12 protein-coding genes are annotated in these 14,109 nt (G+C 52.8%); all 12 read left to right on the plus strand.

What is annotated here, in order from left to right; translation table 11 throughout:
- Positions 1–15: 15 nt before the first annotated feature.
- The 12 genes from AC2T3R_RS06580 to AC2T3R_RS06635 all read left to right on the plus strand — a co-directional run bounded on the left by AC2T3R_RS06580 (position 16) and on the right by AC2T3R_RS06635 (position 14,057).
- Positions 16–1,437, plus strand: a complete 1,422-nt coding sequence (locus AC2T3R_RS06580) for an MBL fold metallo-hydrolase RNA specificity domain-containing protein (RefSeq protein WP_486744800.1) — start codon at positions 16–18, stop codon at positions 1,435–1,437.
- A gap of 279 nt (positions 1,438–1,716) precedes the next feature.
- On the plus strand, positions 1,717–2,859 hold the full coding sequence (locus tag AC2T3R_RS06585) for an LPS O-antigen chain length determinant protein WzzB (protein WP_486744801.1): 1,143 nt from the start codon (positions 1,717–1,719) through the stop codon (positions 2,857–2,859).
- A 48-nt stretch (positions 2,860–2,907) separates the two neighbouring features.
- The gene (locus AC2T3R_RS06590; RefSeq protein WP_285690059.1) at positions 2,908–4,158 is read left to right on the plus strand and encodes an oligosaccharide flippase family protein; all 1,251 of its coding nucleotides are present in this window, start codon (positions 2,908–2,910) and stop codon (positions 4,156–4,158) included.
- Between the two features lie 47 nt (positions 4,159–4,205).
- Positions 4,206–5,207, plus strand: coding sequence for a glycosyltransferase family 2 protein (locus AC2T3R_RS06595; protein ID WP_367245495.1), 1,002 nt, complete (start codon positions 4,206–4,208; stop codon positions 5,205–5,207).
- Between the two features lie 3 nt (positions 5,208–5,210).
- Entirely contained in the window at positions 5,211–6,236 is a 1,026-nt protein-coding gene (locus tag AC2T3R_RS06600; protein ID WP_486744802.1) for an EpsG family protein, read from the plus strand.
- Between the two features lie 70 nt (positions 6,237–6,306).
- Positions 6,307–7,518 (plus strand): glycosyltransferase, encoded by a 1,212-nt coding sequence (locus AC2T3R_RS06605; RefSeq protein ID WP_486744803.1) that lies wholly within the window; start codon positions 6,307–6,309, stop codon positions 7,516–7,518.
- Entirely contained in the window at positions 7,511–8,545 is a 1,035-nt protein-coding gene (locus AC2T3R_RS06610) for a polysaccharide biosynthesis protein (protein ID WP_486744804.1), read from the plus strand. Before AC2T3R_RS06605 ends, AC2T3R_RS06610 begins: the two co-directional genes overlap by 8 nt.
- Positions 8,546–8,549: 4 nt before the next feature.
- On the plus strand, positions 8,550–9,668 hold the full coding sequence (gene wbjC, locus AC2T3R_RS06615) for a UDP-2-acetamido-2,6-beta-L-arabino-hexul-4-ose reductase (RefSeq protein ID WP_367245497.1): 1,119 nt from the start codon (positions 8,550–8,552) through the stop codon (positions 9,666–9,668).
- 21 nt (positions 9,669–9,689) lie between these two features.
- On the plus strand, positions 9,690–10,820 hold the full coding sequence (wecB, locus tag AC2T3R_RS06620; protein WP_285690070.1) for a non-hydrolyzing UDP-N-acetylglucosamine 2-epimerase: 1,131 nt from the start codon (positions 9,690–9,692) through the stop codon (positions 10,818–10,820).
- A gap of 14 nt (positions 10,821–10,834) precedes the next feature.
- A complete protein-coding gene (locus tag AC2T3R_RS06625; RefSeq protein ID WP_367245498.1) occupies positions 10,835–12,085 on the plus strand; it encodes a glycosyltransferase family 4 protein in 1,251 nt (416 codons plus the stop codon).
- Positions 12,085–13,050, plus strand: coding sequence for a UDP-glucose 4-epimerase family protein (locus AC2T3R_RS06630; protein ID WP_486744805.1), 966 nt, complete (start codon positions 12,085–12,087; stop codon positions 13,048–13,050). The genes AC2T3R_RS06625 and AC2T3R_RS06630 overlap by 1 nt, the downstream gene beginning before the upstream one ends.
- A complete protein-coding gene (locus tag AC2T3R_RS06635; RefSeq protein ID WP_486744806.1) occupies positions 13,047–14,057 on the plus strand; it encodes an MraY family glycosyltransferase in 1,011 nt (336 codons plus the stop codon). The genes AC2T3R_RS06630 and AC2T3R_RS06635 overlap by 4 nt, the downstream gene beginning before the upstream one ends.
- Positions 14,058–14,109: the final 52 nt, after the last annotated feature.

Below are 14,109 nucleotides of genomic sequence, written 5' to 3' on the forward strand. Positions count from 1 at the left end.
GCGAGTGTGCGTAGCATGGAGTACCCCTGTCTTTCCCATCACGGTGGTACCCGGGGTGTCACCGGGTCCTGTCACCAACTGCACCTGGACTCGTCCACCAGCTTGCTGGTCGACTGCGGCCTGGAACAGGGTGCCGATGCGCCGCCCGGTTCAGAAACCGCCCCGCTCGGTTTTGATATCCAGGGCATTCGGGCGCTGGTCATTACCCATGTGCACCTCGACCATGTCGGCCGCATACCCGCTTTGCTGGCGGCGGGCTACCGAGGCCCGATATTCTGCAGCGAGCCGTCCGCCCGGTTGCTGCCACTGGTGCTTGAAGATTCCTACAAGCTCAGCATCAGCAGCGAGCCCGCCCATGTGGCGAGGTACCTCGATTTCATTCGTGACCTGATCGTGCCCCTGCCTTTCGAACAATGGCACACCCTGGTCAACCAACCCGGCCTCACGTGCCGCGTTCGCCTGCAGCGTGCCGGCCATCTGCTAGGTTCGGCATATGTTGAATGCGACATGCAGCATGCGCAGGCTAATACACGCTATGTGTTCTCTGGCGACCTTGGCGCCTGTGGCAATCCCTTGCTGCGCCCCGTGCAGCCCCCGGAGAGGGCTGATGTGCTGGTACTCGAAAGCACCTATGGCGACCGCGTGCACCCGCCTGCAGGCGACCGTCAGCAGCGGCTCGAGGCGGCCATCGACCGTGCTCTGGCCGACCAGGGCACGCTGCTCATTCCTGCCTTCAGCCTTGGCCGCACCCAGGAGTTGCTGTACGAACTCGAAGGTATTCTTCATCGCAAGGCCCTGAACAAAGCCGGCCCGGCTCCTGATGACGAACCGCTGGACTGGTCGCAATTGCCCATCATCCTTGACTCACCTTTGGCCCAACGCATCACCGGTGTGTACCGCCAGCTGCACGACTTCTGGAATGCCGAAGCCAGGGCGCGCCTTGCCGAAGGGCGCGACCCGCTGGGGTTCAGCCAGCTGATCAGCGTGGACACTCATACCCGCCACCAGCAGGTGGTCAATTACCTGAAGAGCACCGGTCGGCCGGCGATCGTGATTGCTGGCAACGGCATGTGTTCGGGTGGGCGCATCGTCAATTACCTCAAGGCCATGCTGGGGGACTCGCGGCACGAGGTAATGTTCGTCGGTTACCAGGCCAAGGGCACGCCGGGTGCGGTGATACAGGCGAGTGAAGGGGCGGAGGGGTTCGTGCAGATTGATCTGGATGGGCAGATGCATGAGGTGCGAGCCAAGGTCATGACACTGCCAGGATATTCCGGGCATGCAGATCAGCAAGGGCTCTTGCGGTTTGCCTTGCATGGGCAGCAGCCTGCGCGTCGGGTAGTGCTTGTGCATGGCGAAGCGAAGGCGAAGCGAGCGTTGGCGGTGGCTCTTCGCCGCGGTGCGCACGACATACTGGAGGTTGGTATACCAGATTAATGGCAGACCAATGGTAATCCTGATCAGGAACTTTTAGAACTTTATGGTCTCTACCTAGGTCTTGGGGCGGATACACTGAGCAGTGACGTTCTAGGTCTAGCTTGGAGTATTCAAAAAGCCATTTGATGAGATAGGTTCTCATTGCGAGGTGGTAAATTGCCATCACCCTTGCTATTACTTTCGTATGGGATATCCTAGCGATGCGAAGCCTGCGGGTAAGAGTGACGCCTTGCCCCTTACTTCTTGGATAGTAACATTTCCCTCCCTTGCGGATGTTTTGTGTCCGCGGTTTTTATATTTCTCTCGTATTTTGGCTGTTGGCTGGCGGCTGGGGAGGGGGCGAAAGTAGCAGTGCTGGTGAAAAAGGATAAAAAACGAATGGCTACCGCGCAGTATGGCAGTGGTGAGGAAGTAGATCTTGGCGAGCTCTTTAAGAGCTTGTGGAAACAAAAATTTTTGATAGCTGCATTGGCAACAGCGGCCTTGCTACTTGCAACTCTTTACGCTTATACACGCCAGCCTGTTTATCAGGCAGATCTGGCTATCGTCGCGCCATCTCATAATGATATTTCCGCGCTTAATTTTGGTCGTGGTGATGCTACCGGTCTGCCGTTAATTTCTGTTCGTGAAGTATATGATTTATATGTTCGCCAACTTTATTCTGAGAATGTGCAGCGGAAAGTGTTCGAAAGTGCCTATCTTCCTTCCCTGCATGAAAGTCAGAGAGCATTGCCCCAAAATGTACTGTTTAAACAATTTTCTCGCTCGATTTTGATCAGCAAGGCGGGTGATGGAGACGCAGCACGTTATGTGGTTAGTGTGAATGACTCTGAACCGGCCGCGGCGGCGAAGTGGGCGGATATGCTTGTTGATACAGCTGCCGAGATGACCAGAAATGAGCTGCTGAAGAACATGTTGTCAGATGCTTCCATGCGCGCGGCCATGTTGGATAAAGAAATATCGGGTAAGCGTGAGGTAGCACGGAAGAAGCGGGAAGATCGACTGAGCAAATTGAAAGAAGCATTGTCGATTGCATTGGCGGTTGGCTTGAGGAAGCCGCCTATTATTACAGGAAGTGCTTCGGGGCTCGCGGTTCAGATGGATGGAGACCTCGCGTATATGCGTGGTAGCGATGCAATTCAGGCTGAAATTGACAATATTATCAAACGTCAGTCGGAAGACCCATATATCGTTAATTTGCGTCAACTTGAAGAGCGCATGGCGTTTTATCGCGATTTGAAGATAGATGAGAGCGCGCTTCGCGTTTATCAGCGGGACGGAGTGCTGGCAATTCCGGACCAACCCGTCAAGCCCAGGAAGGCCTTGATTATCGGGGGTGGCTTTGTGGTCGGTACCGGGCTGGGTATCTTTTTCGCGCTCATTCGTTTCTTTGTGCGTGGGAAAAAAGAGCGGTTTGGTTAAAGGATGACTTGTATCGATTAGCTGTCGATACTGTGAAAGGGGCGTAAATTGAATTTTGTTCAGGTTAGAGCGCTGTACAAGAACAACCTGAAGGTAATTAGTAATTACCTGCATATGACGATGTTGCAGGTCTTGAATTCGTTCTTTTACTTGCTGATCTATCCTTATGTTATTCATTGCTTGGGGGTAGAAGGTTTTGGTTTGTATGTGTTTGCCTCCGGTATTGCCATGTACTTCATGGTCTTCGTGAATTTCGGGTTCGATATTCATGCGGCCAAGCTGGTTTCGCTAGAGCAGGATAATCAGGCTGCACATGCCGGTCTCATGGCTCGTGTGCTCATCGCAAAGTGCTGGCTTGCCTGTGCTGGTACAATTGTTTTTCTTGTGCTGATGAGTTTTTTTGAGTTCATGCAGACCCATTGGCTGGTTTTTTCCTTGGCATACGCCAATGTATTGTCCAGCGTGTTTTTGCCGCTTTGGTATTTCCATGGCATGCAGAGGATGAAAGTATTAACGATCATTCAATTGGCGTTGAAGGTTTTGTCACTGCCGTTGATTTTTCTGCTGGTTACCCAGGCGGCTGATTTGGTTGTTTACACTGCCATTGTTGTCGGTGTCAATGTGCTTGCCAGCTTGGTGGCCTTTGCCTTTGCAGTCCGAGCTTGTGGAAGCCTGGCGTTACCGGTTTATCAGGACGTGAAGGCGTTGCTGTTGGACGTGCAGCCATTCTTCTGGTCCACGGCCGCCAATACCTTCAAGCAAAAAAGTATTGAGGTCATCATCGGTAGCCTTTTCGGAATGAAAGAGGTTGCGATTTATGATTTGGCGAACAAGATTTTCTCGGTACCGAGCCTTCTGGCGTCAAATATTAACGCTGCGTTGTTTCCCGCGCTTATCCGCAATGCTCAACGAGAGTTGATCAGTAAAATCATAAAAATCGAACTCGGTGTTGGCCTGCTTTGTATTTTGTCGGTTGTACTTGCCGGGTACTGGGTTGTAGAGTTGATTGCGCCGCCAGGTATGGAGCAGGCCTATTATCTCTCAGTCTTGCTTAGCTTTAGTATTTTGACTTACCTCATTGTGGGTAGTCATATTTATTTTATTTATGTTCCCAATCAATGCTATGGTCTAGTGCTCAAAAATCAGATCGTTTCGATTATCTCGTTCTATGTTTTTTGTGCGCTTTATCTGAGTGTGAATTGGGATATCAGTTCTGTGGTCCTCGGCTTGGTGAGTTCAGCCATGCTGGAGATAGTCTATAGTTATAGGCTTGTAAAAAAAGTTCCTGAATATCAATAGGTTGTCTGGGCTTGACGCCATGTCATGAAGTGGAAGGTAGGCGATTTATGGAGAGATTCGACGTTCCAGTAGCTTTGTTCTTGTTCAAGCGCATCGACAAACCTCTGGAAATCATCAAGCAGCTGGCCAACATTGCGCCGGCGCGTCTTTACCTGCTTTCTGACGGTGGGCGGAATGACGATGAGCGACGTCTGGTCGCTGAGTGCCGCGAGGCGATAGAGCAGGCTGTAACCTGGGATTGTGAAATAGTCAGGAAGTACGAAGCCAATAACGTAGGCGTTTATGAAAATATTGCAGGTGGCGCGAAATGGGTGCTGCAGCGAGAGCCATTTGCCATATTTCTGGAAGACGACAACTTTCCAGAGATTACCTTCTTTCGGTTTTGCAAAGAGCTGTTGGAAAAGTATGAGCACGATACGCGTATCTTGTGGATTTGTGGAACGAACTATCTGAAAACCTATGCGCCACAGGATGGCTCCAGTTACCTGTTCACCAAGAACATGATGCCGTGCGGCTGGGCATCCTGGGCAAGTAAGTTCATACCTTTCTATGATGGTGAGCTTGCTCTCTGGCAGGATCCATATGTGCGTGAGCGTATCCGTCGGGAATATGCATATGAGAAGCTCTACTACCAGGATCGTTACAATATAGAGTATGAGCTGGATGCCATGGCCACATCTGGGCGTTTCTACTCGTGGGATTACCAGATGAGCTTTTCTATTCGGGCCCATAATTTATATGGTATTGTCCCGGCATATAATCAGATCACTAACATCGGTGTGGACAGTGATTCGACGCACGGCGGTACGTCGATGGAGGATGTCATGACGAAGCGATTCTGCGGTCTTCCAGTACGACCCATGGAGTTTCCATTGAAGCACCCCAAGACACTTTTGGTTGATGAGGCTTTTGAAGTTGCCGTTGCCAAGATTATCCTTCATCCTGATTTTTTCTCTTTAAAATCAAGGCTTTCTCGTGGTGTGCGCAAACTGCTCGGTATCCGCAAGACTGAAAGTATTCTCGGTTACTTCAAGAACAAGATAGCCTGAATCATGTCGCTGATGCAGAGCCGGTACCTTTCGATAGTCTTATCCTTTCCAGTATTTTTGCTGATGTGGGGACTATATGGGTGGAATACCTGGAACGGCGATCGTGAAGGATATGAGCTGTACTACAATACGCGTGTTACGTTGGCCAGTTGGGGTAAAGAGATTGGTTATGGGTATCTTAATATCCTGGCGAATCGTTCGGGTGTATCCTTTGGCCTTTTTCAGATTGTTTTATCGCTGGTGACATTGCTTTGCCTCTATCGCTATGTGCTTAAGAAGTCAGTCGCTCCTGTGGCATCATTGCTGGCATATTTTGTATGTTTTTTCGCATTGGACTTTGTTTTGATGCGTAACTTTTTGGCATTTGCCATATGCCTGCAGGCGATCTTGTGTTTGTGCGAAGGAGGGTGGAGAGGCCGGCTTGCCTACGCGATGCTGATCCTGTTGGCAACCAGCGTACATCAGTCTTCGTTGATCTACATGGTGTTTGTAGTAATGCCTTTGGGTCGGGCGCTGCCGCTGACTCGTTTTTTGCTGTTCTACTGCACCTGCATCGGTTTCTACCTGTTGATTCGTTATTTTGTACCGCTTCCGGACGCAGTTGCTGCGCATTTCAGTTACTACACTACTTCGTTAAAGAGCTCGATCTTCAATTCGGTGGTTCATCTCTTTTCCGTTTTGTTTCTGGCATTGGTTGTAGTTGGGGAGCGAAGAAGTATTTTGCGGTGTAGCGGCGCAGATGAACGGGGCAAAGAATTGATTTTTGTTTACAACATGAATCTCCTTTCATTGTTGTTCATTCCGCTCTATTTTGAGTCGGAAATTTTCATCAGATTGTTTCGCTTTGTTCTGTTTTTCAATGTTTTGCATTGCGTAAATGCTTTGTTTGTGTGGCGGAAGACTCATTTTCTTATAGTGGGTTATCTGTCTTTTTTGATGCTATATCTCGTTATATTTTTCCTGGTTCCGGTGGCTGAGTACTCGGTGATACCATTGTTCAAGAATAATGCACTGTTAGGGCTGGGTTGATGGGAGTGTACACGATGCAACAAGGTCTCTTTGGTGCAGGGCGCGGCGTATTCGAAGTTGAGGCTCACTCATGAAAGTAGTTTTTCTGGGTGGGGTGTTCACCGATGCGGACCGCGCATCAATTGTCAGTCACTCGCAGGGCAGCATCCAGTTCGCAGCGGATACGTTGCAGAAGAACTATATCCGCGGCTTCAGTCAGCGTCCTGAAGTCAGCGAGGTGAAGGTAGTCAACCTGCCGTTCATAGGGGCCTACCCACGACGATATAAAAAATTGTTCTATTCGCCAGTAGTTACGCGGGAAAATTTGAATGGAGCTACTGTCAACAATCGCTCTTTTCTGAATTTGACGATTATCAAGAACCTGCACAAGGTGCTGGTTGCTTACCGAGGCATACAAGATAATCTTCCCAAGGTTGAAGGTGAGCGCTCATTGCTGGTCTGCTATTCAATGCACCTTCCGTTTCTTGTTGCGTGCAGGCTGGTTCGGGCAGTGCGTAAAGACGTGGATTTTTGCGTCATCGTTCCGGATCTTCCGGAATATATGGCAGTACGCTCCGGCCTCTCCAAGCTTGTGTTTCATACGTTGGCGCGGCTTTCGTACCGCATTGTGAACGGTGCTGATAGCGTGGTCGCAATCACCGATGCCATGCTGGACGTGTTTTCGCCTAAGCTTAAAAAAGTTGTCGTGGAGGGGATTGCCGACAGCGATTACGTCAGTCGCCCATCCTCACCAGTACGTAAACCTTATTTCCTGTATAGCGGCACCTTGGACAGGCGGTATGGGATCCGCAAGCTACTGGAGGCATTTGTCGCGGCCAATATTGAGAATTATGAACTCTATATCTGCGGTGATGGTGATGATCGCGCCAATGTGGAAAGGGTCTCGGCAGCCAACGCTCGGGTAAAATATCTCGGGCAGCTTGATAGAAATGCCGTTCTCGCACTGCAGCGTGAGGCCTCGCTGTTGATCAATCCACGTGACAACGAATCAGCGTTCACCAAGTATTCGTTTCCGTCCAAAATAATTGAATACATGTCGTCCGGTGTGCCGGTCATGATGTATGCGCTTGACGGTATACCGGCGGAATATTATTGTTTTTGCTATCTGGTTCCACCTGGCGCAGAGGGGCTGCAAGAGATGCTGACCAAGGTGGCTTCGTTCGGTGCCGATGAACTCGTCAAAATGGGGGAGTCGGCAAAAAAATTTGTTGAAGATCATAAAATGCCCAGTGCTCAGGTCGCCAAGGTGCTGGATGCCATAAAAGGGAAAACTCATGTTTAAAGGCAAAAAATTACTTATCACCGGCGGAACCGGATCGTTTGGCAATGCTGTTCTTAAGCGCTTCCTGGACACGGATATTGCGGAAATCCGTATCTTCAGCCGGGATGAGAAGAAACAGGATGACATGCGAAAGCGCTACGCGAGCTCAAAGCTGAAGTTTTATATCGGTGATGTGCGTGATTACCAAAGTGTTTTGAATGCGACCCGTGGTGTGGACTACATTTTTCATGCGGCCGCATTGAAGCAGGTCCCATCTTGCGAATTTCACCCAATGGAGGCGGTCAAGACCAACGTGATCGGCACGGAAAACCTCCTGGAAGCCGCTATTCAAAACGAGGTACGCCGGGTTGTCTGCCTGAGCACTGACAAGGCTGTCTATCCAATCAATGCCATGGGTATTTCCAAGGCGATGATGGAAAAGGTAATGGTTGCAAAATCCCGCAACGTTGATGAAAGAAAAACGGTGATTTGCGGTACGCGCTACGGCAACGTGATGGCTTCTCGTGGTTCGGTCATCCCGCTGTTCATCGAGCAGATTCGTGCCGGTCAGCCACTGACCTTGACTGACCCCAACATGACGCGTTTCATGATGACCCTGTCCGATGCTGTCGACCTGGTGCTGTATGCCTTTGAGCATGGCAACAATGGCGACCTCTTCGTACAGAAGGCCCCCGCCGCAACCATCGAAGTACTGGCAAAGGCGCTGACCGAGTTGGTTGGCAAACCGGAGCACCCGATCAATGTCATTGGTACCCGTCATGGCGAAAAACTCTACGAGGCCCTGCTGAGCCGGGAAGAGATGGTTTGTGCCGAGGACATGGGTGACTACTATCGCGTACCGCCAGATCTGCGCGATTTGAACTATGCGAAGTTCGTGGAAGAGGGCGAAACCCAGATCTCCATCACCGAGGACTATAACTCGCACAACACCCAGCGCCTTGATGTCGCCGGCATGCAGCAATTGCTGCGCAAGCTCGACTTCATCCGTGCCATCGAGCGTGGCGAGCATGCGACCCCAGAGGAGTAAGACCATGAAAGTACTGGTCACCGGGGCCAATGGCTTCGTAGGGCGAAACCTGCTGGTGCACCTTGGCGAGCGCAAGGACATCGAGGTTGTGCTGTTCACCCGGGAGCATGCTCTTGATTCGTTGACCGACAAGGTTCGCGATGTCGACTTCGTCTTCCACCTGGCGGGGATTAACCGGCCAAAGGACCCGGAGGAATTCAAAGTTGGCAATGCCGACCTGACTGTGGAGTTGTGCCGCGCGATCGAGGCAAGCGGGCGTAAGATTCCTGTCCTATATACCTCATCGAGCCAGGCTGAGCTTGATAATGCCTATGGTGCCAGTAAGCGCTCCGCCGAGCAGGCGTTAGCCGAACTGCAGGCGCGGCATGGCTCTGCCGTTCACCTGTTCCGTCTCCCCAACGTGTTTGGCAAGTGGGCGCGACCTAACTACAACTCCGCGGTCGCCACCTTCTGCCACAACATCGTGCACGGTCTGGACATCACCATCAATGACCCGCAGGCGCGAATCAACCTTGTCTATATCGACGATGTGGTCAAGGCGTTCATTCAGGTGATGGATGGCGTGCAGTCTGGCACGCCTTTCGCCCAGGTCGAGCCCCAATACAGCATTACGGTCGGAGAGCTGGCTGATTTGCTGCGCACGTTCCGTGACAGCCGCGCGAGCATGGTTACAGAGGCGGTGGGCACTGGTTTGGTGCGCGCCCTGTATTCTACTTATTTGAGCTACATGCCCCCCGAAAACTTCACTTATACGGTCCCAAAGCATGGCGACCCGCGGGGTGTGTTCGTCGAGATGCTGAAAACCAAGGACAGTGGCCAGTTTTCCTACTTCACTGCGCATCCAGGCATTACCCGAGGTGGGCACTACCACCACACCAAGACCGAAAAGTTTCTGGTGATCAAAGGAAAAGCGTGTTTCCGCTTCCGCCATGTGGTCTCAGGGGCTTTCCACGAACTGATCACGTCTGGCGATGAGCCCGAGATTGTCGAGACTGTCCCTGGCTGGACCCATGACATCACCAACGTAGGGGATGATGAAATGATCGTCATGCTATGGGCCAACGAAATTTTCGACCGTGAAAACCCCGATACCTACGCTCGGCCAGTAGGCACCGAAGCCTGAATGGCCCGAGAGGATGAATTGATGAAAAAACTGAAAGTTGTCACTGTCGTTGGTACCCGGCCGGAGATCATCCGGCTGTCGCGTGTGATCGCGCGCCTTGATGAGTACTGCGAGCACATTCTGGTACACACCGGCCAAAATTATGACTACGAATTGAACGAAATTTTCTTTCAGGACTTGGGTATCCGCAAACCGGACCACTTCCTGAATGCCGCAGGTGCGAGCGGTGCCGAGACCATCGGTAATGTGATCATTGCAGTGGACAAGGTACTGGCGGAGGTCAAGCCAGAAGCCCTGCTGGTGCTGGGCGATACCAACAGCTGCATGGCCGTATTGCCGGCCAAGCGCCGGAAAATTCCGACCTTCCATATGGAGGCAGGCAACCGCTGTTTCGACATGCGCGTGCCGGAAGAAATCAACCGCCGCATCGTTGACCATACCGCCGACATCAACCTGACCTATAGCACCATCGCCCGTGATTACCTGCTGCGCGAAGGTCTGCCAGCTGACCAGATCATCAAGACCGGCAGCCCGATGTTCGAGGTGCTCGAACATTACCGCAGCGGTATCGAGGCTTCGGATGTGCTGCAGCGTCTTGGCCTGGAACCAGGCAAGTTCTTTGTCGTGAGTGCCCACCGGGAAGAAAACATCGACTCCGACAAGAACTTCCTCAAGCTGGTTGATGTACTCAACACCGTGGCGGCAGAGTTCGACCTACCGGTGATTGTGTCCACCCACCCGCGTACCCAGAAGCGCGTCGACGCCATGGGTATCAACTTCCACGCCAACGTGCGCTTGCTCAAGCCGCTTGGGTTCAAGGACTACAACAAGCTGCAGTCCGAAGCCCGCGCCGTGCTTTCCGACAGTGGCACGATCAATGAAGAGGCATCGATCCTTAACTTCCCGGCATTGAACATCCGCGAGGCGCACGAGCGTCCTGAAGGGATGGAGGAAGCTGCGGCGATGATGGTTGGCCTTGAGGTGGAGCGTGTGCTGCAAGGGTTGGGCATCCTCGAGCGGCAGGCGCGTGGGGCCACCCGCAGTCTGCGTCTGGTTGCCGACTACAGCATGCCGAATGTTTCCGACAAGGTTGTGCGTATCCTGCACAGCTATACCGACTATGTGAACCGCGTAGTCTGGAAGCGCTACTGAACCGGAAGCTATCGATGGCAGCTGAAAAATTGCGCGTACTGGTTGTAACACAGTACTTCTGGCCGGAAAACATGCGGATCAACGATATGGTTCGCGACTTCACCGCCAGGGGTCATGAAGTGACGGTACTGACAGGGCTCCCCAACTATCCGGAGGGGAATGTTTACCAGGACTACAAGGCTAGCCCAGAAGCGTTTTCATCCTATGAGGGGGCACAAGTTGTTCGCGTGCCTCTGGTGCCCCGTGGCAAACGTAGTGTGCAGCTGGTGCTGAACTACCTGTCGTTCTGCGTGCTGGCATCCTTGCTGGGTGCCTTCAAGTTGCGCGGGCGCAAGTTCGATGCTGTCTTCGTTTATGCCGTTTCACCCATTCTGGCGGCCATTCCGGCTGTTGTAATTGGGCGGCTGAAGCGTGCGCCGGTGTTTGTATGGGTGCTCGACTTGTGGCCGGAAACGTTGCGGGCGGTGAACGTCATTCATAACCGCCGCTTGTTGGACTTGGTAGGCAAGGCGGTATCGTGGATCTACAACCGCACCGACTATTTGCTACTGCAGTCTCGCGGCTTTTTCGACAATGTGCGCCGCTACTGCACACGAACAATCGATGAAGAGCGATTGGTGTATTTCCCCAGTTGGGCGGAAGACGATTTTTCGGCACAAATGGATAAACCCTGCACGTTAATTGCTCCGGATAGCTCGGTGTTCACGGTTGTCTTTGCCGGAAACATAGGTGAAGCGCAAGATTTTCCAGCTATTCTTGACGCCGCACAGGCATTGCGTGGTGATGTTGCCGTTCGTTGGGTCATTGTCGGTGACGGACGTATGAGCGCCTGGTTGGCTGACGAAGTGCGTAAGCGCGCCCTCGACAATGTTCATCTGCTAGGCCGTCATCCACTTGAGGCCATGCCACCACTCTTCGCCCAGGCAGATGCGTTGCTGGTATCACTGCGTACTAATGACGTGTTCGAACAGACCATCCCTGGCAAAGTGCAGGCGTATCTCGCTTCTGGCAGGCCGATACTGGGCATGATCAACGGTGAGGCAGCGCGGGTCATCGACGCAGCGGGTGCTGGCTATACCTGTGCGTCCGGAGATGGGAAAGGACTGGCAACCATAACCCGAAAGATGGCTACCCTTGCGACTGAACAGCGCAAGGCTCTAGGGGAAAGCGGTCGTCGCTTCTATGAACAGGAGTTCGCTCGCCAAGTGCTGCTGACGCGTCTTGAGCAGCTTTTTGGTGATGCCACCATACGAAGGGCAAGTTGATGAATCATCGTATATTCCTCACCGGGGCTAGTGGCTTCGTGGGCAGTGCCTTACTGCACCGGTTGGTGAACGACGGTCTGCCAACCGTGGCTACAGTACGCAGTGATAGCCCGATGTTGCCAGCCAACGTGCAAACGGTGCGCTTCGAAACATTCGATGATGCCAGCCAATGGGGCGAGGCTTTGCAGAAATGCGACACCGTCATTCACTGCGCTGCTCGTGTTCATGTGATGAATGATACCGAGGTCGACCCGCTTGCTGCGTTTCGCAAGGTTAACGTGCGAGGGACGTTAGCGTTGGCTCGTCAGGCGGTAGCGGCAGGGGTGAAACGCTTCATTTTTGTTAGCTCGATCAAGGTCAATGGCGAGGAAACTGCACCTGGACAGCCCTACACTGCAGACGACCGCCCGCAACCTCAAGACCCTTATGGCATTTCCAAGATGGAAGCAGAGGTTGAATTGCAGGCGTTGTCAAAAACGTCCGGATTGGAGGTGGTTATCATCCGGCCTGTGCTTGTATACGGCCCTGGGGTCAAGGCCAATTTCGAAGCCATGATGCGCTGGTTGAACAAAGGTATGCCCTTGCCGTTCGGGTCCATTGACAATCGTCGCAGCCTGGTTGCACTCGACAACTTGGTAGACCTGATCGTGACCTGCATCGACCACCCGGCTGCTGCTAACCAGGTGTTTCTGGTAAGTGATGGCGAGGACCTTTCCACCACTGCGCTGTTGCGCCGAATGGGCCAGGCCCTGGGGGCTGCGCCTCGCTTGCTGCCGGTACCTACCTGGGTCCTGACCAGTGGTGCTCGCCTTCTTGGCCGTACGGCGTTGTCCAAAAGGCTATGTGGGTCTTTGCAGGTGGATATCGAAAAAACGCGTAAGGTACTTGGCTGGCAGCCGCCGGTGAGTGTCGATGCCGCACTCGGGGCAACTGCGCAACATTTTAAGGAATCGTCGAACAAATGATGTTTTGGTGGCTTTTACCCGTTGTGCTTTTGTGTTCGCTGGCCATGACCGGGACATTGCGACGTTATGCATTGGCCAAGAACATCATCGATGTCCCCAATGCCCGCAGTTCGCATTCTATCCCCACGCCCCGCGGCGGCGGTGTGTCGATCGTCGTGGCATTCCTGGCCGCATTGGCCGTGATGGCATTCCAGCCTGGCGCTCAGGCTGACACATTGATCGCATTGGGCGGGGCGGGCGCGGTGATCGCGGTGCTGGGCTTCATGGATGATCACGGTCATATCGCGGCACGCTGGCGGCTGCTGGGCCATTTTGCCGCAGCTATATGGATTCTGTTCTGGTTGGGTGGGTTACCGACACTACAAGTCTTCGGTTGGGCCATCGATCTTGGCTGGGCTGGTGCAGTACTTGCAGCTGTGTACCTGGTATGGCTGCTCAACCTGTACAACTTTATGGATGGAATCGATGGTATCGCCAGCGTCGAGGCAATCACTGTTTGTCTCGGGGCCAGCCTTCTTTACTGGTTGTGCGGTCAGCCGGGCCTGGTGGCCTTACCGTTATTGCTGGCTGCTGCAGTATTGGGCTTCCTGGTGTGGAATTTTCCCCCTGCAAAAATTTTCATGGGTGATGCGGGCAGCGGTTTCTTAGGGATTGTGCTGGGCGGTTTGTCTCTTCAGGCAGCTTGGTCATCTTCCCAGTTGTTCTGGTGCTGGCTGATCTTGTTGGGGGTGTTTATTGTTGATGCCAGCTATACGCTCGTTCGTCGATTAATGCGCGGCGACAAGGTTTATGAGGCGCACCGCAGTCATGCTTACCAGTTCGCCTCACGTCGTTATGGCAGGCACTTGCCGGTAACCCTTGGTGTCATCGTGTTGAATGTGTTTTGGCTGCTGCCGGTCGCCCTGTGCGTCCTGCTATTGCAGCTAGATGGCTTACTAGGCTTGATCGTTGCTTACGCGCCATTGGTGCTGATCGCGGCCTATTACCGCGCCGGAAGCCTGGAATAGTCGCTTAGCGGTACATCTGACAAGAATCGGTTAATGAGAATCACTAGAGAAC

Source organism: Pseudomonas sp. PVC-5-1 (assembly GCF_057444345.1).

Excerpts from the sequence above, each read along its gene's own strand:
- wecB (WP_285690070.1), top strand. The coding sequence starts at position 9,690 with ATGAAAAAACTGAAAGTTGTCACTGTCGTTGGTACCCGGCCGGAGATC.
- AC2T3R_RS06630 (WP_486744805.1), top strand. The coding sequence starts at position 12,085 with ATGAATCATCGTATATTCCTCACCGGGGCTAGTGGCTTCGTGGGCAGT.
- AC2T3R_RS06635 (WP_486744806.1), top strand. The coding sequence starts at position 13,047 with ATGATGTTTTGGTGGCTTTTACCCGTTGTGCTTTTGTGTTCGCTGGCC.
- AC2T3R_RS06625 (WP_367245498.1), top strand. The coding sequence starts at position 10,835 with ATGGCAGCTGAAAAATTGCGCGTACTGGTTGTAACACAGTACTTCTGG.
- AC2T3R_RS06610 (WP_486744804.1), top strand. The coding sequence starts at position 7,511 with ATGTTTAAAGGCAAAAAATTACTTATCACCGGCGGAACCGGATCGTTT.
- AC2T3R_RS06580 (WP_486744800.1), top strand. The coding sequence starts at position 16 with ATGGAGTACCCCTGTCTTTCCCATCACGGTGGTACCCGGGGTGTCACC.
- wbjC (WP_367245497.1), top strand. The coding sequence starts at position 8,550 with ATGAAAGTACTGGTCACCGGGGCCAATGGCTTCGTAGGGCGAAACCTG.
- AC2T3R_RS06600 (WP_486744802.1), top strand. The coding sequence starts at position 5,211 with ATGTCGCTGATGCAGAGCCGGTACCTTTCGATAGTCTTATCCTTTCCA.
- AC2T3R_RS06595 (WP_367245495.1), top strand. The coding sequence starts at position 4,206 with ATGGAGAGATTCGACGTTCCAGTAGCTTTGTTCTTGTTCAAGCGCATC.
- AC2T3R_RS06605 (WP_486744803.1), top strand. The coding sequence starts at position 6,307 with ATGAAAGTAGTTTTTCTGGGTGGGGTGTTCACCGATGCGGACCGCGCA.